The organism is Bacillus thuringiensis (assembly GCF_001455345.1).
Lineage (GTDB): Bacteria > Bacillota > Bacilli > Bacillales > Bacillaceae_G > Bacillus_A > Bacillus_A thuringiensis_N.
Window position 1 is genome coordinate 3,674,134 of the sequence record NZ_CP013274.1, and the last position, 18,328, is coordinate 3,692,461.

Here is an 18,328-nt window from a genome sequence, read left to right on the forward strand (position 1 = left end):
CTTAATAGCTTCACCTTAATTTTTTCTTAGGAGGATTTACAATGAAATTATTAAAAATAAAACATATAATCCCTTTATCTGCAGCTGCAATTACATTTGTATGTAGTCAAAGTACAGCTGAGGCTTCTACCATTCATACAGTAAAAAAGAATGATACACTTTGGGGCATTAGTAAACAATACGGCGTTTCAATACAATCCATTAAACAGGCTAATAATAAAGGAAACGATCAAACTTTTATTGGTGAACAGTTACATATTCCAGGGTCCGTCAACTCAAATGAAATCACTGTTCGCCAAAACGCCAAGCCTGCGAACATTTCTGGACAAATTATTTATCAAGTACAACCGGGCGATTCATTAGAAATGATAGCAAAGCGTTACAATGTCACTGTCCAATCTATAAAACAAATTAACAATACAGTCGGAAACAAGCTTTATACAGGACAACATTTAAAAATCTACTCAAGCATTTCACAAAAAGAAAAAGACTTAATGGCACGCTTAGTTACCGCTGAAGCAGGTGGCGAATCGTATAAAGGAAAAGTAGCAGTAGCGAAAGTTATACTAAACCGTGTAAACGCAAAAGGTTTTCCAAATACAATAACAGGCGTTATTTATGAACCTATTAAATACGGATATGCATTTACTCCTGTTACAGATGGAAGAATTAATCAGCCTGCAAGCGCAGAAGCAAAAATGGCTGTAGAAGAGGCTATCTCCACAAATGGGATACATTCTGATTGGCTTTATTTCTATAATCCGAAAACATCAACAGACAAATGGATTACGACACGTCAAACAGTAGCGGTAATTGGTAACCATGCGTTTGCTAAATAAGAGTTGAAATGATTAACAGACCTCTTTACTGAAAAGGTCTGTTCTTTTTTATATCTAATATTTTATTAAGCATATAATAAAATAAAACTATAGCTGCTTTCAAATAAAAATGTTTGTATTTAATCCATCCTTCGAAGAAATTGAAAAAGTATAAAGTTCAAAAACTCTCTCTTTATTCATAAAAGCTATTTCTTACCTTCATAAAATTGTTATACACTAGAAAAATAAAAAACAAACTATCCGTTAGCAGGTGAAAGAATATGTATGATGTTACAATTATCGGCGCTGGAGTAAGTAGCATTTTTATGGCTTATTCACTAGCTAAAAGTAACAAAAAAGTTTTAATTCTTGATAAAGGTAAAGCGCTAGAAGATCGCCATTGTCCTTTAGACGAAGGAAAAGTGTGTAATTGTACTACATGTGATAAATATTTTGGGTTTGGTGGTTTAGGAAAATCTGAAGGGAAATTTAATTATACAAACGGATTTGGCGGAGAACTTGAGCAAAAAGTCGGTAAAGAGGGCTTTATCCAACTCATGGCTGAAGTAGATGAAATTCTATGTCATTTCGGAGGAAGTTCGGTTTCAAAATATTCTACTGAAAATTCAAGTCTCACTAAGAGAGCTGAAGCGTGTGGTTTACAAATGCTAACAACAGAAGTAAGACACCTTGGTACTACACTTTCCAGTAACATTTTTCAGCAGCTCTATGAATTTTTACTTACGAAAATAAATATTCAATTTCATATAGATGTACAACATATTCTGAAACAGAAAGATCATTTTACAATAGAGACAAATCAAGGAACAGTTCGATCTAAGCAAATAGTATTTGCAACTGGACGCTCTGGGGCGGATTGGTTAAAAGAGATGTGCACTTCATTAAATATTTCCCAGGAACAAACTCGTGTAGATTTAGGTATTAGAGTAGAAATGAAAGAACATCAATTACGTTCTATATTAAAAGATACTTTTGAAACAAAACTTTCTTATCAAGGTGAGCATTTCACAGCAACTACTTACTGTATGAATCCAAAAGGACGCATCATTCGAAAGTACGAAGAAGGTTTAGTTATGCCTGACGGTCAAAATTTTCGAGAGCAAGGAACTGGCACTTCTAATTTAAATTTCACTTTATTTATTCCTCGCTATTTTCCAGCTCTCAAAGAAGCAAATCTGTATGCAAGTTCAATTATTAAAAGCATTAACCAAGGACGAGACCGGATTGTTATACAGCGCTTAGAGGACTTACTAAAGAAGCAACCTACGGTGGAAAACAGCATGAAACATAATCGTATACAGCCTACACTGCAAGGAGAGTATGGAGATTTTCATACAGAAATTCCGCAATTATATATTGAAGGACTCAAAGAATTTTTATTACGCTTAGAACAATTTATACAAGAACCTATTGATCAAGATACTTTACTATATGGAATTGATGGAAAGTTCTATGCTCCTACGATAAAAATTAATAATCATTTTGAAACTAGTATACATGGGCTATTTTTAGTTGGGGATTGTTCAGGCGTCACTCATTCATTATCTCAAGCGGCTGCAAGTGGGTTGTATGTTGGAAAATATTTATCTGACATCTAATTGCATAATTAAGATATCAATCAAATATTTTAAGTTTCACAACTCTTTATTTATGTAGTAATAGCATAAATCACTATCCTCCCTCCGCTAACGATTATCCCACAAGGAATCGAGATTTCATGAGATACATATGTAATATAAACGTGTATATAAAACTATTGAAGGTGATTTATTACGTTTCTCAGAAAGTAATAAAATTAAAACTGGCGAAGTACAAACTAAAATTAAAGAAACTGAAACATAATGTAAATATGAAAAGGGAGCAACTCATTACAGTTGCTCCCTTTTCATCTCTTATAACACATGATGCTATTTCAAATAAAAAACCTCATATCTTTTACTTTTATTCTCCACTTGTTTCTAAAGTTACATCTGTATAAGTATGATCATCACCTATATGTAAAATCACTTCACATTGACGTAGTCTCAATTCAAAGAGCATAATAGAATCATGGTAGACTTCAGGATTTGATTTCATTTTATGTAACATCTCTTGTTTTTCTTGTATTTCTAAATGAGTGTTTTCTACAGCTTGTTTCAAGGAGTTAAATGGATTCCTAAAGAATATTTGAATATCCCGCTCTTGTGTGTTTTCAAACAGCTCAAATTGCAAGAAAAATTTCTTCATAATAGAAGCTGTTACTTCAGTATAATCTTCATTTTCTACATACTGTTTGTATTTGTTATATAGCATACCTTTGTTTTTCGGAAGAACTCCAAATAATTTACCGGCACTTTTCAGTAAAAATTGTGCTGGCGTAAATCGACGTAAAATATTTACTTCATCCCTTTGTATGCTAGTCGTCATTCTGTCCGTATCTCTGCGCCAGTCATCAAGCACTTTAAAGTCACATGCTAACTGTATTCGATTTTCTCCAAATAAAGAATTAAGTCCTTCACTAAGTTCTTCTAGGTATGATTGACTTTGAAGGAGCTCATTATGAGAAGTTGCAATCCAATTTTGCATAGAAAGAGCAAGATGAGGTAATACCGTTTGTTCTAAATATTTATGCACTCTCTCATTCATTGCTTTATTTAGTTCCGTATCCATGTGACCGAAATCGCTTTCTTCACTTATTAAATCAGAACAACTCTGTAATATCTTCGGAATATTTTCAGTAAGATCATTCGTAATTTCTGTTTTCATTGTACGATACGACTGTGTAATGAAATGAATTTTTTCCTTCTCAAAAGCAGTAAGGTTATTTATGCTACCGTTTAGTTTCACTAACATATCTTCATTCCTATTAATAGCATCCACTAGATTATTTTCTTTCTCAACTCGTTTATCCAAAAGATATGTAATTGTTTTTCGAATGAAAAACAATAGCTTTTCAGTACGTTCTGCATCGATATTTTTATGATTAAAGTTAAAATGAATAAACTCTGTTAATTCATTCAATTGTTGATTACTTGTATATAACGAAGAGTAAGGTAAAATCCTCGCATGCGGGAAATATGTTTTTATTCTCGCTGCCGTATCATGTAATACTCTTTTCACTTCTGCTTCACTATAAATGTTATCGATTTTATTTAATAAGAAATGCACTTGTAAATTTGGTGTATGTTCTTGAATGCTTAATAGAATATCACGCTCTTTATCAGTAAAAGGTGAATCCGCATTTAATACAAACAATAATTCATCCACAGAATTTAGATATTCAAATACCTCATCCCTAGTGTCATTATTCCTATTAAAGCCAGGTGTAACTACAAATGTAAGTTTATTTTCACTTAAAAATCTGCATGGTAATTTAAATTCAGCACATGCTCTATCTCTATATGTTTGATGATGCTGAGACATCATATTATGGTAATCAGAGATATCTTCCGTTGTTGTAATTGCAGCATCTGTTATGGCGTTAATTTCTGTATGAGCATCATTTTTTAAAACTACTACATTTGAAATTGATTTTTCTACTATATTTTCTCCTACTATAGAGTTGATAAATGTAGTTTTTCCGTTCCCTGAAGTTCCTGTTACTAAAATACGATTTGTGCTTAAATCTGCAAGTTCGTCAACTAACCATTTAAATCGTTGACCTATTTCTATATTATGCTTTTGTGCCCAATCTGTAATAGATTCAAAAAGATGTAAACTGTACTCTAAACCATTCACATGATTAATAGAATATGACAGTAAGTTTTCCGCATTTTTTACATTTGCTGAATCTATTTTGGAAGGAAAAATCTCATCCCACGCCAATACAGCTGCTGATGGAAATGCAGCATAAGACGGATTGACTACCTTTAACCAATTTGTTAACAGATTTGGAATAATATCGTGTAATTGTCTAAGCATATATTGCCCTTGAATTAATGCAAAGTACGTTTCTTCGTAAAGAGAAGAAATTTTGTTCCATATATCGGACGAATGTATTTCAATATGTAAGAAAAATTCATTTATTGTGTTAAGCCATAATAAGTAATTTTGTTCATTTCTATAACTGTTCCAAAGTGATGAAACCATTTGCGTAAATTGTACTTGATCTACATTATTTAATGTAACTAATGCATCATAAAAATAATCTGGTGAAATATGTTTAGTAAATCCTTTATCGATATATCCTTTTAACACCTCAAACCACGGATAAGATTCTATTCGAATTAACTCATTCACAGCAAGCTCTACTGCACTATCAAAATCTTGTTGTTCCTCATAAAAGGAACGGGCAATTTTTGTGACATTCGGATAATCGGGATTTAAAGAAACCGCTTCTTTAATAACAGCGAAAGCGGAGTCAAAATTATTTTGCTCTATGTAAAGAGAAAGTAATTGTAGTCTAATTTCGGTCATTAATATTTTATTATCAGTAGTGATGGAAGTATAAACATTTTCAGCAACTGCTAATTGATTCAGTTCGAAATAAGCATCCGCAATATTTTTTTGTGCCCATGGTGCTAATTCATTACTAACCTTCTCCCATTTAAAAATAGCTGCTTCAAAATCTTGATGGCGATAATAAAATTCACCTTGCGCAAAACGAATATAAGACCCATCAGAAATCTCATTTTTTTCTTCGTTTACATAAGCTTCTCCAAGTACGTCAAGAGGTGATTTTGTTATATTCTCCATTAAAAATGTTTCATAATACATCTTTTTTATTAATTGTTTTTCTATTCTCATCTTTTCCCCCACTATATCTTGAAAATACATTTTTAAGATATGTCAACACTTTATTTATGTATGCTTTTTATCTTAACAAAGAATATCTTTTGGAAAATTTCATTTTCCTTTCATTTTTCAAGTTAGATTGAATTTTTATGAGAAAAGTTTCAGTTTTTTTTCAATTCCCTTTCAGTTATGAAACAGCATTAAATGTTCCTAATAACATAATAACACTATAATATTCCGCATTATATTATCAGGAAAAGCCTATATGAACCATATTATAAAAACAATTTATAACGAATATATATGCAAAATTGAGTTCAACTATATATAAAAGAGCTCGTCACATAGTACTTGTTAGATAAACCAATATGCTACGTGAATTTCAAATACACCATAATAACTTAAAACAACAATAATAGTGAGCGGCTATTCATACAATATCTTTCTCGAATTGTTTTCCTTTAAAATACTTCAGTAGTTACGTAATTAAATTCCATTAACCTCTATAAATAACTAGTCCAAAAAAAATCTATATGCATATCATGTTATAGTAAAGAATTCAGGAAATCCTAAAAGGAGGCATTTTCATGTTTGAAGATAAATCTAAAATAAACTACCCATATGAATTTACTGAAACTACAACAATTCCGCTAAAAAATCCTATCAATAAAAATTTCAAAAACGGCTCTGGTACACATACTTTCCCAATTAAGAAGCATTATAAAGAGCAGGTGCTATATACGGAAAAAATTAATAATAATAAAAATAAATAAGCGTATAGTTATGTTTCTAGTAATGTATAAATATTTTTTATACAACTCATGTACTTTTAAAAAGTGCTGATATACAGCGCTTTTTTATACATAGATAATGGAAGAACAAAAAAAGTATGGATATTTTCCACACCTTTTTTATTCTTTACTATTTATAAATAAATTCCACCTTCACTGCTCCTTAGCCAATGCTCGTAGCAGCAAAATTCTACTCGTTGGAGTCATTGAAGAAAGGAGTAGATTTATGATAAATCACAAAGTTAAAGAAGCACCCAAGAATGATATAAACCATTATTGCTCTATTATATATATTCAAAAATGCACCAAACATTGTTTCAAAGCTACTTAGTTTTCATAAAATATTTTTTGTTTCCGTTGGAACGGATAGGCTTTAATCTCATCTGTATCTAAATTTTCATGAAATAAATGAACAGCTATAATTTGTCTACAATCGTAAGTATGATAATAATATGTTCCGGACTCCATACACATTACGCTTGTATATATGGTATTATCTAATGCACCTTCTTCTGTTATTACTCCGCCTTTAGGTACCTCGCAATTTGATAAGATATGAAAAAGGGCCGATACTCCCTCTTCTTCGCTATCTATACCTCGAATGTTTTGTTTGCCATATGCTGCTCGCACAAACCTCGATGGCGGGGTGAAATCTCCTGGAAGTCCCATTGAGCCCGAACCCTGACCAAAAGCACTTAATGGTAAGTTACTCCACTCTGTTGGCGCGAATGGCTGCGATTTAAGGCCTATATATTGTCTTAAATTTTGCAAATGCCAATTAAACTCCGGACTATTCGTCATCACTCCTAGTGGGTTGTCATACATTTTTAATCCTTCATTTGTCGGCTCCAGTACAATACAATCTCCCCATTTATCCGCTAAAATCCAATGTAGTGGTGGCGTAAGTCCTAAATCCGGTAATGGTATATCCAAAAAGGTAAGGCTATCTATAGATTCCTTTAACTCTTTGACAGAATTGAATTGTGTGAGACTCCAAGTCACAAAATCAAATGGAGCCAAATTCGTTTTGTTGTCATCTATGCTTTGACTATAAGTAGCGAATCCTGGAAAATAAAGTGTTGCACATGTCATACCTGCTTCATTTACTCCGTCCGCCATAATGATCCTTCCTTGATGATTAATTCCCATTCCGACCGTAGCATGTTTCGTATTAATGATTTCACCAGTTATATTATTCCACTGGTAATGCCGAGGAATGATTATAACTTCTTGATTCATATCTAATGTGAAGTCCATCGTTCTTGCAAAAAGATGCTGACCGTGTTTTGTCTGTAATGTCAAACTAGTACACATAGATAACACCCCATTTTATGATTTTATCTATACTTTACATAATTCTGATAAATCTGTAAAATAAAAACCTCTTTCCTTACAAACAAATTGAGAACGCACATATAAATTACAAATAGGTTACGTTTATCTCTAGTTTATATTTGATCTTTTTTAATAACTCATTTTCAGCTTTTAGTAGGTTTCGCTCCGCTTCTAAACATACATATTTTTCTTTTAACGTAAGCTCCTTCTCTACTACGCCGATATTTCCAAAACAACTTTTGCACCGTGTAGCTTGTCCGAGTTACTTAAGTAAAGGTTTCCACCGTGTTGCTTTGCAAAGCTTTTAGCAATGTATAACCCCATTCCATGATGATTTTTGGAGTTTCTACTTTTATCTCCCCTATAAAACTGCTCTGTAGCTGAATGCATTTCCTCTTCTGTAAACCCTCTTCCCGAGTCCTCTACAATAAATTGCAGTTTTTCACTAATCATTTCCACTGAGAACATCAAGTCACCCTTTGTCGGAGAATATTCAATTGCATTCATCATTATATTCATAATTGCTCTTTTCAAAGCGGTCTCGTCAATAGGAATAAAATTTGGTATGTCCTGAACATTTTCAATTAGATTTAACTGTTTGCCTAAAACACAAATTGCACTTTCTTCTATAATATTACGAATAAAGTCGCGGAGATCTGTTCGCTTGAATTGAAGTGAAGCGCCTTCCTCACATTTCGTAATATCGAGCAAAGATTTCATATATATTTCCATCTCATCAATACTTTTCAAAATATGCTCATTACATTTCTTCTGATTTGAATTTAGCATTGATTCATTTAATAGCTCTGCATTCCCTCTCAATATCGTTAATGGCGTTTTAATATCATGTGCCAAAGCAGCAATCTGCTCTCTTCTATTTGTTTCCATATTCCACTGTGTACGTAACGAATGATTTAATTCATCTTTCATTTTTACTAAAGAAATTAATACTTCATTCACTTCTTTTATTTTAGATTGTTCCACTTGAAAATCTAAATCTTCCTTTTGAATTTTATCTGTTACATTTCTCAAAATCAGCATTTCCTTTGACAATGATTTACCAAAAGAGCGAGATAGAAATATCACTTCGGCAACAAATAGTAGAATAAAAAGAACAATTTCACAAACTTCCGGACTCGGTAAATACTTCTGCAAAAAAGGATTTTTAAAAGTAGCATGTAACGTATATAGAATGACACAAATATCTTGATCACGTTCTATAACTGCATAGTAGTACTTACTGTCACCTTTTTCATCCTTATGTATGTTATTCCATATTTGTCCCGCATAATCTTTATTAATACTCCCTTGAATAACGTTTCCAGAAAAATCATACACAACATATTTATATTGCTTTAAAATTTGATCATCGTCCTGTTCCGCTTTAACTATAGTATCTCTTTGCGACTCAATCTGCTGTTCATAATAATTTGCTGGCAGGATTACCTCTGCGTTAACTCCAACTTGGAATAGAATCATAAAAAAAGTAACTAATGCAATCGTCCCTATTGAAAATGCAAAAATATACTGTATTAAAATCTTACTAAGATTGACTTGCTTTTTCACTTTCTCCATTTATAACCAATTCCCCATACTGTTTCTATTGGATTCATGCCATACTTAGATAATTTATGACGGATATTTTTAATATGTTCCACAATTACTTGGTTATCACTTTCTCCCTCATAACCAAAAACATTTTCGTAAATCTTTTCTCTTGAAAATACTTGTCCATGATTCAAAGCTAAATATTCGCAAATTCCATACTCACTTTTCGTAAATGCGATAGATGTATCGTCATACCATATTTCTTTACATGACAGATGAAATGTAAGACCTGACAGGAAAAATGCATTTTGCTTTTCTCTATGCTCACGCCTTACATGTGCGGATACCCTCGCACGCAGTTCTCCAATTCCAAAAGGTTTTGTAATATAGTCATCTCCACCGAGACTAAGCCCTGTGATTAGATCCTTCTCCATTGTTTTAGCTGTTAGAAACACAATTGGACTATCGACCAAATCCCGTATTTCTTTACAAAGTGTAAATCCATCTATTTCTGGCATCATGACATCCAATAGAATTAAATCATAATGACAAAATTTATCCTTTGGTATAGTAAGAGGATTACTAACGGCAGTTACCTCGTGGCCTTCTTTCTCTAGAGCACTTTTTATTATATAAAGGATTCCCTCTTCATCATCAATTGCTAATATTCTTGCCATATAGAACCCCTCCCCTTGTTTCCATTATAATACAAATGCACTTACATTTCTTTACGGCCTTCATAAAAGGAAAACCAAACAAGGGAAATAACAAATGCGATAATCGTGAAAAAAACGCAAATCACTACGCCCATTTCCGTCTCTACTGGTAAGACACGAATAGAACTAGGACTGAATTTGTATCCCAAAAAATAATTGCATAATCTCGCGCCCCATGCACATGGAATGTATTTCCAAATTATATCCCCCATCCCTGTAAGCATTAAAGCTGCCAGCAAGCTTTCTATAATTCCAATCCCAATGGAAGCACCTTTACTAAAGCGAAAATTTAAGAACAGATGCCATATATACATAAAGATTTGACAACTAAAAAGAATGAAGGAAATTTCAACATACAAAGCAAATGGAATTTCATTTTGTCCTAACAGAAAATGAAAACCTGTCGCAAACCCAACGACTGCCAACATAGTGGAACCAAACCCACATATTAAAAGTAAACATACTTTACTAATTAACGCTTTACGTCTTCCGTATTCCGTTGATAAAAGTTCTTTAAAATTTCCTGCCAAAGCTTCCTGTTCCACGACAGAAGAACACACTATGCTAATTAGCAACGGAAAAGATATCGATAATACTTGTATATAACCTGAAACTTTATTTATAGAATCAAATTTTGAAAAAGAATAATAACTTAAAAAAAGAGCAATACCGATGATTGGCATCGCTACATGTATCCAGAAAAAAATCGTGTGTTTCATTTTTATAAAATCAGCTCTTAATACCCTCGACAAAACCGCCATATTATTTTGCCTCCTGCTTTTCAAACCACTTTGCCGTCACATAAGTGAATAACAGGAACAACACAACAGAAATTACTATGCCTGGCAAAATCGCATCGTAGGAAAGGAGTTCTGGTTTAAACGTTACACTTCCAGTTTCTGCATACAAACCATTTGGTAGTATTTTTAAAATCGGAATCATCAGTCTACTTGGATATGTGTATGGACTAATCATCCAAATATTTTTTGTTGCCAATACAACCCCAAAAATTCCATTTGCCCCTATATTCAACAGAAGCGTCGGAAATAGACCTATTTTATTACCTAAAAACAAGCAGATTGGAATTTGCCACATAAAAGTAACGATTAAAAGAACGATTCCTAATAGTGCATTTACCGTAGGAATGATTCGGAAATTCTCTTTATTTACTAGTAAACTAGATAGCTCGATTCCACAGAAAAACAGTATGCATGAAAAACTCAAAATCCCTAAAATTAGTAATACTTTAGAAATCCACACTCTTTTTAATGAAACTGGTAACGATAAGATGGAACGATTATTCATTTTTTTATCTTTCTCCGCAAGAAGTACACAACTTAAAGAAACCATTCCCGGAAACATCGTAATGTACCACCAGTTGTAACTAGATAATTGAAAATAATCCGCTGATAATAAAAAGGCAATTAGTATTGTAGCAAATGGAACTAGCCATATAAGTTTATTCAAAAAAGTATGTCTAATTTTAATTTTTTCAGATGCAATATATAGATTCATTTCTTATGCCTCCCTTCTATACTTTCCAGCCACTTGTACAAATAAATCTTCCAAGTCATCATTCTGATTCAATTTCCCCTGATACCCCAATACACCACCTGATATAATCCCAACATGATCTGCAATTTGACTTACTTCGCTTAAAATATGACTCGATAAAATGACCGTAATTCCTTTTCCAGGAAAGGATAGAATGAGTTTTCTTAATTCCTGAATTCCAAAAGGATCCAGTCCATTCATCGGCTCGTCTAATATTAAAAACTTCGGATGGTTCAGCAATGCAATCGCAATTCCCAATCGTTGTTTCATCCCCATAGAAAAATCCTTTGCTTTTTTCTTGTCTGTATTCTCTAGCTCCACAACATGCAATACTTCATCAATCCTTGATTTAGGCAAACCTAAAACAGTCGTACGAACCTGCAGATTTTCTCTTGCTGTTAAATTTTCATAAAGCGGAGGAGACTCAATTAAAGCACCAATAGAATGTAGATCGTGCCGTGTCCATTTATGACTATCAAAGTAAATCTCACCAGAAGTAGGTGTAAGCATGCCTGTTATCATTTTCAAAGTGGTCGATTTCCCTGCTCCATTAGGACCTAACAATCCATAGATTGAATATTTCGGTACAGAAAGCGAAATATTTTGTACCACACTTTGCTTTCTAAATGTTTTACAAAGATTTTTTGTTTCTAACATAATCTCATTCATCTTAAACTTCCTCCTCGTATATTGTAATTCTAGAATAAATGACAATTATAAGGATTCTATAAGGAAAAGAAAAACATAGAGAGAAAAAGAAGTTTTTACATGCAACCTGTATGAAAACTATGGATTCATATGATTTTTCTATAATTGGTTACAGCTGAAGAATTTATAAAAAAAAGAAAATCTAAACAAAAAAGAAGCGATTTATTTCATCGCTTCTTTTTATTAGATCCTATCTAAAATCATATTATCCCTACATAACCCTCTTAAACATCTTCTCCAACTCATAAGTAGAATGATGTACAAGAATCGGCCTTCCGTGTGGGCATGTGTATGGGTTTGTTGTTGTACGAAGTTCTTCCAGTAAAGCAAATATTTGATCGTTCGTTAAATATTGATTTGCTTTAATTGAAGCTTTACAGCTCATCATGATAGCTGCTTCTTCACGTAATTTTTTAATATCAACTTTTTTTAGTTTAACGACTTGCTCCATCATTTCATCGATAATTTCTGTTTCTTGTCCTTTCGGGAACCACGTTGGATGTGAGCGGACAATAAAGGATTGATGGCCGAATTGCTCCAAGAATAGACCGACTTTCTTTAATTCTTCTAGCTGCTCTTCGACACGCAAAAATTCAGTAAGAGATAAGTCAATACGGTATGGTACGAGTAGTTCTTGTACTTCTTGCGCTACTCGTCCTACTTTATCACGGAAGTATTCATAATTGATACGTTCCTGCGCGGCATGTTGATCAATCATATATAAGCCTTTATCATTTTGGGCGAAAATATATGTTCCATGCATTTGTCCAATTGGATAAAGCGGTGGTAAGTCATTACCGTTCATTTCAATCTCTTTTATTTCCTGAACTTCTTCTTCCAATTCCTCTAATTCAAAGTCTTCATCGTTACTGTTCCACGATTTCTCTTCTCGAATTGGTTCTTCCATTATCGGTTTAGTAGATGGCTGCCAACTTTGTTCTTCTCTTACGAGCGACTGTGGTGGCTGCCATTCTTGCTTCGGCGGTTGCCACAGTTGTGCTGGCTGTTTCACTGCCAGTGGTTCTTCTCGTTTTTCATCCATGCCCGTCGGTAAAATGATGTCCGGCATAGATGGCTCTTTCGGCTTCGCATGCTCAAACTGGAACTGTCCTTGCACACTTTCATCTTTTTCTTTTTTCTTCGTTGTTACACCTGCATCTGGGATGAGCTGTATTTTTTTAAATGCTGCTTGCAATGTTTCTTCGATAAGTTTTAGCAATTCTTGTTCTTTACTAAAACGAACTTCTAATTTCGCTGGATGTACGTTAACGTCAACAAGCATTGGGTCCATTTCAATCGATAAGAAGCCGATTGGGTATCGTCCGACTGGCAGTAATGTATGGTACCCTTGCTGAATAGCTTTCATTAATACGAAATTTCGAACGTAACGACCATTTACGATCGTTGACATATAATTACGAGATGCTCTCGTTACTTCTGGTAATGTTACATAACCTTTAATTGTGAAGTCTAAAGATTCAGCTTCAATTGGAATAAGCTTCTTCGCAACTTGAATGCTGTAAATCGATGCAAGTACTTGTCTTACATCACCATTTCCTGATGTATGAAGCAATTTCTTTTCATTATGAAACAGCTTTAACGATACTTCTGGGTGTGACATTGCGATACGATACACGATATCTGTAATATTCCCAAGCTCTGTATGAATGGTTTTCATATATTTAAGACGCGCTGGTGTATTAAAGAATAAGTTTTGTACTGTAATATCTGTTCCTTTTCGACTCGCTGTTTTTTCCTGTTTTATAATGTCTCCACCTTTAATAATAAGGTGCGTACCAGGAGCATCACCTGTGCTAGTGATTAATTCTAATTCACTAACTGAGGCAATACTCGGCAATGCCTCACCGCGGAAACCGAGTGTTCTAATGCGGAACAGATCGTTCTCATCTTTAATTTTGCTCGTCGCATGTCGTTCAAAAGCGACGATACAATCTTCTTCTGCAATGCCATCCCCATTATCAATGATGCGAATTTTTGATAAACCAGCTTCTTCTAAGTGGATTTCAATAGATGTACTATTCGCATCGATAGAATTTTCCACAAGTTCTTTTACGACTGAGGCAGGGCGCTCTACTACTTCCCCTGCCGCAATTAAGTTAGAGAGTTGGTCATCGAGTTTGCGAATTTTCCCCATCTACTTACTCATCCTTTCTTTAACTTTTTCTGTAAGCGATACAATTCATTCATCGCTTCTAAAGGTGTCATATCAAGTAAATCAATTTTTTTAATTTGCGCAAGTACTGCCGTTTCTTTTGCATCTAGAACTGGCTTGTCTTGTTTTTTCGAAGACTGTTCTCCACCAAAGAATGATAGTTGCGATTCTTCTTCAGTCTCTACTTTCGTCTCTTGTATTTCTACTGGCGCTTCTTTTACAACTACAGGTTCTGGAATAACTTCTTGCTCTTGCACTTTCACTTCTACACGCTTTGGAATAATAATTTCTTCTTGTCCTTCTAGTTGTGCTAACACTTCTTTCGCACGAGCGATTAAACTATCTGGAAGCTCCGCAAGTTGCGCAACGTGAATTCCGTAACTTTTATCAGCTGCTCCATCTTGAATTTTATGAAGGAATACTACTTTTCCGTTCTCTTCAATAGCTGAAACGTGTACATTCTTCAGTTGATCTAAACTCTCTTCTAACACTGTTAATTCATGATAATGCGTAGAGAATAACGTTTTCGCACCAATTTGGTCATGAATATGTTCAATGATTGCTTGCGCAAGTGCCATACCATCGTACGTAGATGTACCGCGTCCAATTTCATCAAATAAAATTAAACTTCTTTCTGATGCGTTTGCAATTGCATTTTTCGCTTCTAACATTTCGACCATAAATGTACTTTGACCTGATATTAAATCATCCGCTGCACCAATTCTCGTAAAGATTTGATCAAATACAGGTAATACTGCTTCTGTTGCTGGTACGAAACAGCCGATTTGCGACATAACAGTTACAAGTGCTAATTGTCTCATATACGTACTTTTACCAGACATGTTCGGTCCTGTAATTAAAAAGACATCCATCTTCTCTGGCATAATACAATCATTCGGTACATACAATTTCCCGTTCAATACTTTTTCAACGACAGGATGACGACCATCTTTAATAAAGATTTCACGCTTCGTTGTTAGTACAGGTTTTACAAACTGCTCTTCTTCACTAACTGTCGCGAAACTTTGCAGTACGTCTAATTCACTAATTACTTTTGCTAAATGTTGTAATTTCGGAATAAATACTTTTACTTCTTCACGAAGCGCTGTAAATAAATCGTATTCTAGTTGTACAATTTTTTCTTCTGCTTCTAAGATTAATGTTTCTTTTTCTTTCAGTTCATCTGTAATGAAACGTTCCGCATTAGCAAGTGTTTGTTTACGCTCATAGCGCCCTTCTGGAAGTGCTGCAAGATTCGCCTTCGTCACTTCAATATAGTAGCCGAAAATACGGTTGTACCCGATTTTTAACGATTTAACTCCTGTAATATCACGCTCTCGTTTTTCAAGCTCAGCGATCCACGTTTTTCCATTTTTACTAACGTAACGATATTGATCAAGCTTGTCATTATAACCGTCTTTAATAATATCTCCATCTTTAATAGAAAGCGGTGGGTTTTCTTGAATACTTCTTCCTAGTAATTCAGTTAAGCTCTCACATGGATCCGCCCCTTGAATTAACCTTGCTGCATAAGCATTATCTAACAAACTAATCGCTTCTAAAATACCTGGTACTTGCAGTAAAGATCGTCTTAACTGTAATAAGTCCCGTGCATTCACATTACCAAATGCCACTTTGCCTGCTAAACGTTCTAAGTCATATACTTCTTTTAATTTTTCTTTTAAATCTTCACGTAAGAAGTAATCATTTACAAATGTTTCAACCATTTCTAAACGCTCTTCAACTTTTTCTTTCTGAATAAGTGGACGTTCCATCCACTGTTTTAACATACGACCACCCATAGCTGTTTTTGTTTTATCTAATAGCCATAATAATGATCCTGTTTTTTCTTTCGTTCGAAGTGTTTCTGTCAGCTCTAAATTTCGCTTTGAATGCACATCAATTTTCATAAATTGATTCGTATAATAAATTTCTACTGGTTGCAAGTGATCTAACGAACGTTTTTGTGTTCTTATTACATAGTTAAATAAGCGCCCAATGGCTTTAATTAACTTTGCTTGTGAAACATTTTTCACAAGATGTTCCAATCCTTGAGGAATTGCCGTTGCATCTTCATATGAAATTGTCATTTTTAATGTTTCAGTTAATTTATTTAATTCATCTTTAGAAAATGAAGAATCTACAACAATTTCTTTTGAACCAGTTGCATACACTTCTAATAAAATATCTTCTACTGAACCTGTTAACAACGTTACTGTATTTTGTCCAGTCGTTAAATCATTACAAGCTAAAGCATACGATCCATCTTCAAAATGTGTTAATGCTGCTAAGAAGTTATTTTCTTTCTCATCGATCGTACGCCCTTCCATCATCGTTCCTGGCGTAATTAATTGTACTACTTCACGGCGCACTACACCTTTAGTTGTTTTTGGATCTTCCACTTGCTCACAAACAGCTACTTTATATCCTTTTTCAACAAGTTGTTCAATATAATTTTTAGCTGCATGATGCGGTACACCGCACATCGGTATACGATCACTACTACCACCATCTCGGCTCGTTAATGTAATTTCAAGTTCGTGGGCTGCTTTAACCGCATCCTCAAAGAACATTTCATAAAAATCACCTAAGCGGAAAAATAAAAAGGCATCTTGATAGTCTGCCTTAACCTTTAAATATTGCTGTATCATAGGGGTATATTGCGTCATACTTCTCCTCCATAATTCTTACATAATAATCTATATTCATATATGTCACATTTCACGGACATCCATATCTCCTATTTCAGGAGTCTTTCTTCATTATAGCACATTTCATAAGGAATCATGTTCATTCAAGCATCACCTATGTAAAGTAAAAAGCTAGGAAGAACTTCTCCCTAGCTTTCTATTACTCTTCTTCTGCGTCAACGATAAAGTTTGGATCTAATTCTTCAAACTCATCATCATCAACTTGGAAATCTTCGTCTGATTCTACGCAACCTTCAGGGTTTACACTTACACAAATTTTCGTTTCGCCAACTACTTCTGTTACAAATTCACGTTCTACAGTTACAACAATTTTATTACCATTTGGTGATACAAGAGCTTCTAAACAATTTGGTGGCTGAATGACACGAGCAATAATTTCTAAATCATCACCAGAAAAGTTTTTATCACGATACCCAATACTTACTTCATCCGTGTAGTTCACACGTTCTGTTACAACTTCTGTCTTTGTATTACCATCAAATGAATACCAAGTGTTCACATCATAGAAACCTTCAATTTCTACATGCTTTCCATTCTTTCTTGCTTCGTACGAGTGGTTAATTACCCAGCACCCTAAAATACTTGTTGGCTCATTATTCGATTCACATGTATGCGTTGACTTTGTATACTTACGTCCTTTTCCAACCACTGCTTTTGTAATAATCTCTCTAAATTCGGACATTCGTAACCCTCCTCAATCACTATTCACTTAATCATATGCGTGACAATAGCGGAATGTGTCATTCTTTTTTCGAGAAGACCTTACGTTTAACCGACTAAAAAAAGAGATGTCAATTCGACATCTCTTTAACAACCACAATTTCCTTTTTTACTTTCTACCGCTGCGCCCGTTTCACCTTTCAATACATCGCCATTAGTTGAAATTAATATTTCATCTGTTACGTTGTTTGAAATCGTACTTGCAACTAACTGTAGTAAGTCATTTACATATGTTTGTGAAGATTTAAATTCTTGTACAACCGGGATACTATCTAACTTATCTTGCAAAGCATCAATTTCGGCTTCTACTTTTTTCAAAGCTTCCCATTTCCCGTAATGCTGCAAGTTTACTGCTTGTTTCTGTAGCGCTTTAATTTCATCAATTGCGCGCTTTACATTTTCATTTTTATGAATTTGCGCCTCTGCTTTCTTAAAGAAATCGACTTCTTCTGTTTCAGAAATCATTTTTGCTAATTCTTTCGCTTGCTCAACAATTTCATCTTTCGTATATGCTTTCATC

14 protein-coding genes are annotated in these 18,328 nt (G+C 34.0%); 3 read left to right on the plus strand and 11 right to left on the minus strand.

Annotation, left to right across the window (positions count from 1 at the left end):
- Positions 1 to 41: 41 nt before the first annotated feature.
- Together ATN06_RS19035 and ATN06_RS19040 are read left to right on the plus strand one after the other, a co-directional pair.
- Positions 42 to 839: a cell wall hydrolase gene (locus ATN06_RS19035; protein ID WP_060631932.1), complete on the plus strand. Its 798-nt coding sequence runs from the start codon at positions 42 to 44 to the stop codon at positions 837 to 839.
- A gap of 260 nt (positions 840 to 1,099) precedes the next feature.
- Complete coding sequence (locus tag ATN06_RS19040; RefSeq protein WP_060631933.1) at positions 1,100 to 2,437, plus strand: NAD(P)/FAD-dependent oxidoreductase; 1,338 nt, start codon at positions 1,100 to 1,102, stop codon at positions 2,435 to 2,437.
- 343 nt (positions 2,438 to 2,780) lie between these two features.
- On the opposite strand, the gene ATN06_RS19050 is transcribed toward ATN06_RS19040, so the two are convergent.
- Entirely contained in the window at positions 2,781 to 5,564 is a 2,784-nt protein-coding gene (locus ATN06_RS19050) for a dynamin family protein (protein ID WP_060631935.1), read from the minus strand.
- Positions 5,565 to 6,139: 575 nt separating this feature from the next.
- Between ATN06_RS19050 and ATN06_RS19055 the strand changes: the two genes are divergently transcribed.
- Positions 6,140 to 6,325 carry a hypothetical protein gene (locus ATN06_RS19055; RefSeq protein WP_000461128.1) on the plus strand — a complete coding sequence of 62 codons (186 nt, stop codon included), beginning with the start codon at positions 6,140 to 6,142 and terminating at the stop codon, positions 6,323 to 6,325.
- 345 nt (positions 6,326 to 6,670) lie between these two features.
- Here the strand turns inward: ATN06_RS19055 and ATN06_RS19060 are convergent, their stop codons facing one another.
- From ATN06_RS19060 to ATN06_RS19105, 10 genes are all read right to left on the minus strand, one after another.
- The gene (locus ATN06_RS19060; protein ID WP_060631936.1) at positions 6,671 to 7,657 is read right to left on the minus strand and encodes a choloylglycine hydrolase family protein; all 987 of its coding nucleotides are present in this window, start codon (positions 7,655 to 7,657) and stop codon (positions 6,671 to 6,673) included.
- Between the two features lie 234 nt (positions 7,658 to 7,891).
- Positions 7,892 to 9,253 carry a sensor histidine kinase gene (locus ATN06_RS19065; protein ID WP_060631937.1) on the minus strand — a complete coding sequence of 454 codons (1,362 nt, stop codon included), beginning with the start codon at positions 9,251 to 9,253 and terminating at the stop codon, positions 7,892 to 7,894.
- Positions 9,241 to 9,903: a response regulator transcription factor gene (locus ATN06_RS19070; protein ID WP_029439561.1), complete on the minus strand. Its 663-nt coding sequence runs from the start codon at positions 9,901 to 9,903 to the stop codon at positions 9,241 to 9,243. Before ATN06_RS19070 ends, ATN06_RS19065 begins: the two co-directional genes overlap by 13 nt.
- Positions 9,904 to 9,944: 41 nt before the next feature.
- Positions 9,945 to 10,703 (minus strand): lantibiotic immunity ABC transporter MutG family permease subunit, encoded by a 759-nt coding sequence (locus tag ATN06_RS19075; RefSeq protein WP_029439562.1) that lies wholly within the window; start codon positions 10,701 to 10,703, stop codon positions 9,945 to 9,947.
- A gap of 1 nt (position 10,704) precedes the next feature.
- On the minus strand, positions 10,705 to 11,457 hold the full coding sequence (locus ATN06_RS19080; protein WP_060631938.1) for a lantibiotic immunity ABC transporter MutE/EpiE family permease subunit: 753 nt from the start codon (positions 11,455 to 11,457) through the stop codon (positions 10,705 to 10,707).
- A 3-nt stretch (positions 11,458 to 11,460) separates the two neighbouring features.
- The gene (locus tag ATN06_RS19085; RefSeq protein WP_060631939.1) at positions 11,461 to 12,165 is read right to left on the minus strand and encodes a lantibiotic protection ABC transporter ATP-binding protein; all 705 of its coding nucleotides are present in this window, start codon (positions 12,163 to 12,165) and stop codon (positions 11,461 to 11,463) included.
- A gap of 250 nt (positions 12,166 to 12,415) precedes the next feature.
- Positions 12,416 to 14,359, minus strand: a complete 1,944-nt coding sequence (mutL, locus tag ATN06_RS19090) for a DNA mismatch repair endonuclease MutL (RefSeq protein WP_060631940.1) — start codon at positions 14,357 to 14,359, stop codon at positions 12,416 to 12,418.
- 8 nt (positions 14,360 to 14,367) lie between these two features.
- On the minus strand, positions 14,368 to 17,046 hold the full coding sequence (gene mutS / locus ATN06_RS19095; protein ID WP_060631941.1) for a DNA mismatch repair protein MutS: 2,679 nt from the start codon (positions 17,044 to 17,046) through the stop codon (positions 14,368 to 14,370).
- Positions 17,047 to 17,227: 181 nt separating this feature from the next.
- Positions 17,228 to 17,770: an outer spore coat protein CotE gene (gene cotE, locus ATN06_RS19100; protein WP_001288802.1), complete on the minus strand. Its 543-nt coding sequence runs from the start codon at positions 17,768 to 17,770 to the stop codon at positions 17,228 to 17,230.
- A gap of 125 nt (positions 17,771 to 17,895) precedes the next feature.
- On the minus strand, positions 17,896 to 18,327 hold the full coding sequence (locus tag ATN06_RS19105) for a YlbF/YmcA family competence regulator (RefSeq protein WP_060631942.1): 432 nt from the start codon (positions 18,325 to 18,327) through the stop codon (positions 17,896 to 17,898).
- Position 18,328 lies beyond the last annotated feature (1 nt).

What these genes read in the sequence shown, in the direction of transcription:
- ATN06_RS19080 (WP_060631938.1), bottom strand. Translation starts at nt 11,457, where the DNA reads ATGAATCTATATATTGCATCTGAAAAAATTAAAATTAGACATACTTTT.
- ATN06_RS19065 (WP_060631937.1), bottom strand. Translation starts at nt 9,253, where the DNA reads ATGGAGAAAGTGAAAAAGCAAGTCAATCTTAGTAAGATTTTAATACAG.
- ATN06_RS19085 (WP_060631939.1), bottom strand. Translation starts at nt 12,165, where the DNA reads ATGAATGAGATTATGTTAGAAACAAAAAATCTTTGTAAAACATTTAGA.
- cotE (WP_001288802.1), bottom strand. Translation starts at nt 17,770, where the DNA reads ATGTCCGAATTTAGAGAGATTATTACAAAAGCAGTGGTTGGAAAAGGA.
- ATN06_RS19070 (WP_029439561.1), bottom strand. Translation starts at nt 9,903, where the DNA reads ATGGCAAGAATATTAGCAATTGATGATGAAGAGGGAATCCTTTATATA.
- ATN06_RS19035 (WP_060631932.1), top strand. Translation starts at nt 42, where the DNA reads ATGAAATTATTAAAAATAAAACATATAATCCCTTTATCTGCAGCTGCA.
- ATN06_RS19075 (WP_029439562.1), bottom strand. Translation starts at nt 10,703, where the DNA reads ATGGCGGTTTTGTCGAGGGTATTAAGAGCTGATTTTATAAAAATGAAA.
- ATN06_RS19055 (WP_000461128.1), top strand. Translation starts at nt 6,140, where the DNA reads ATGTTTGAAGATAAATCTAAAATAAACTACCCATATGAATTTACTGAA.
- ATN06_RS19050 (WP_060631935.1), bottom strand. Translation starts at nt 5,564, where the DNA reads ATGAGAATAGAAAAACAATTAATAAAAAAGATGTATTATGAAACATTT.
- ATN06_RS19105 (WP_060631942.1), bottom strand. Translation starts at nt 18,327, where the DNA reads ATGAAAGCATATACGAAAGATGAAATTGTTGAGCAAGCGAAAGAATTA.
- mutS (WP_060631941.1), bottom strand. Translation starts at nt 17,046, where the DNA reads ATGACGCAATATACCCCTATGATACAGCAATATTTAAAGGTTAAGGCA.
- ATN06_RS19060 (WP_060631936.1), bottom strand. Translation starts at nt 7,657, where the DNA reads ATGTGTACTAGTTTGACATTACAGACAAAACACGGTCAGCATCTTTTT.
- mutL (WP_060631940.1), bottom strand. Translation starts at nt 14,359, where the DNA reads ATGGGGAAAATTCGCAAACTCGATGACCAACTCTCTAACTTAATTGCG.
- ATN06_RS19040 (WP_060631933.1), top strand. Translation starts at nt 1,100, where the DNA reads ATGTATGATGTTACAATTATCGGCGCTGGAGTAAGTAGCATTTTTATG.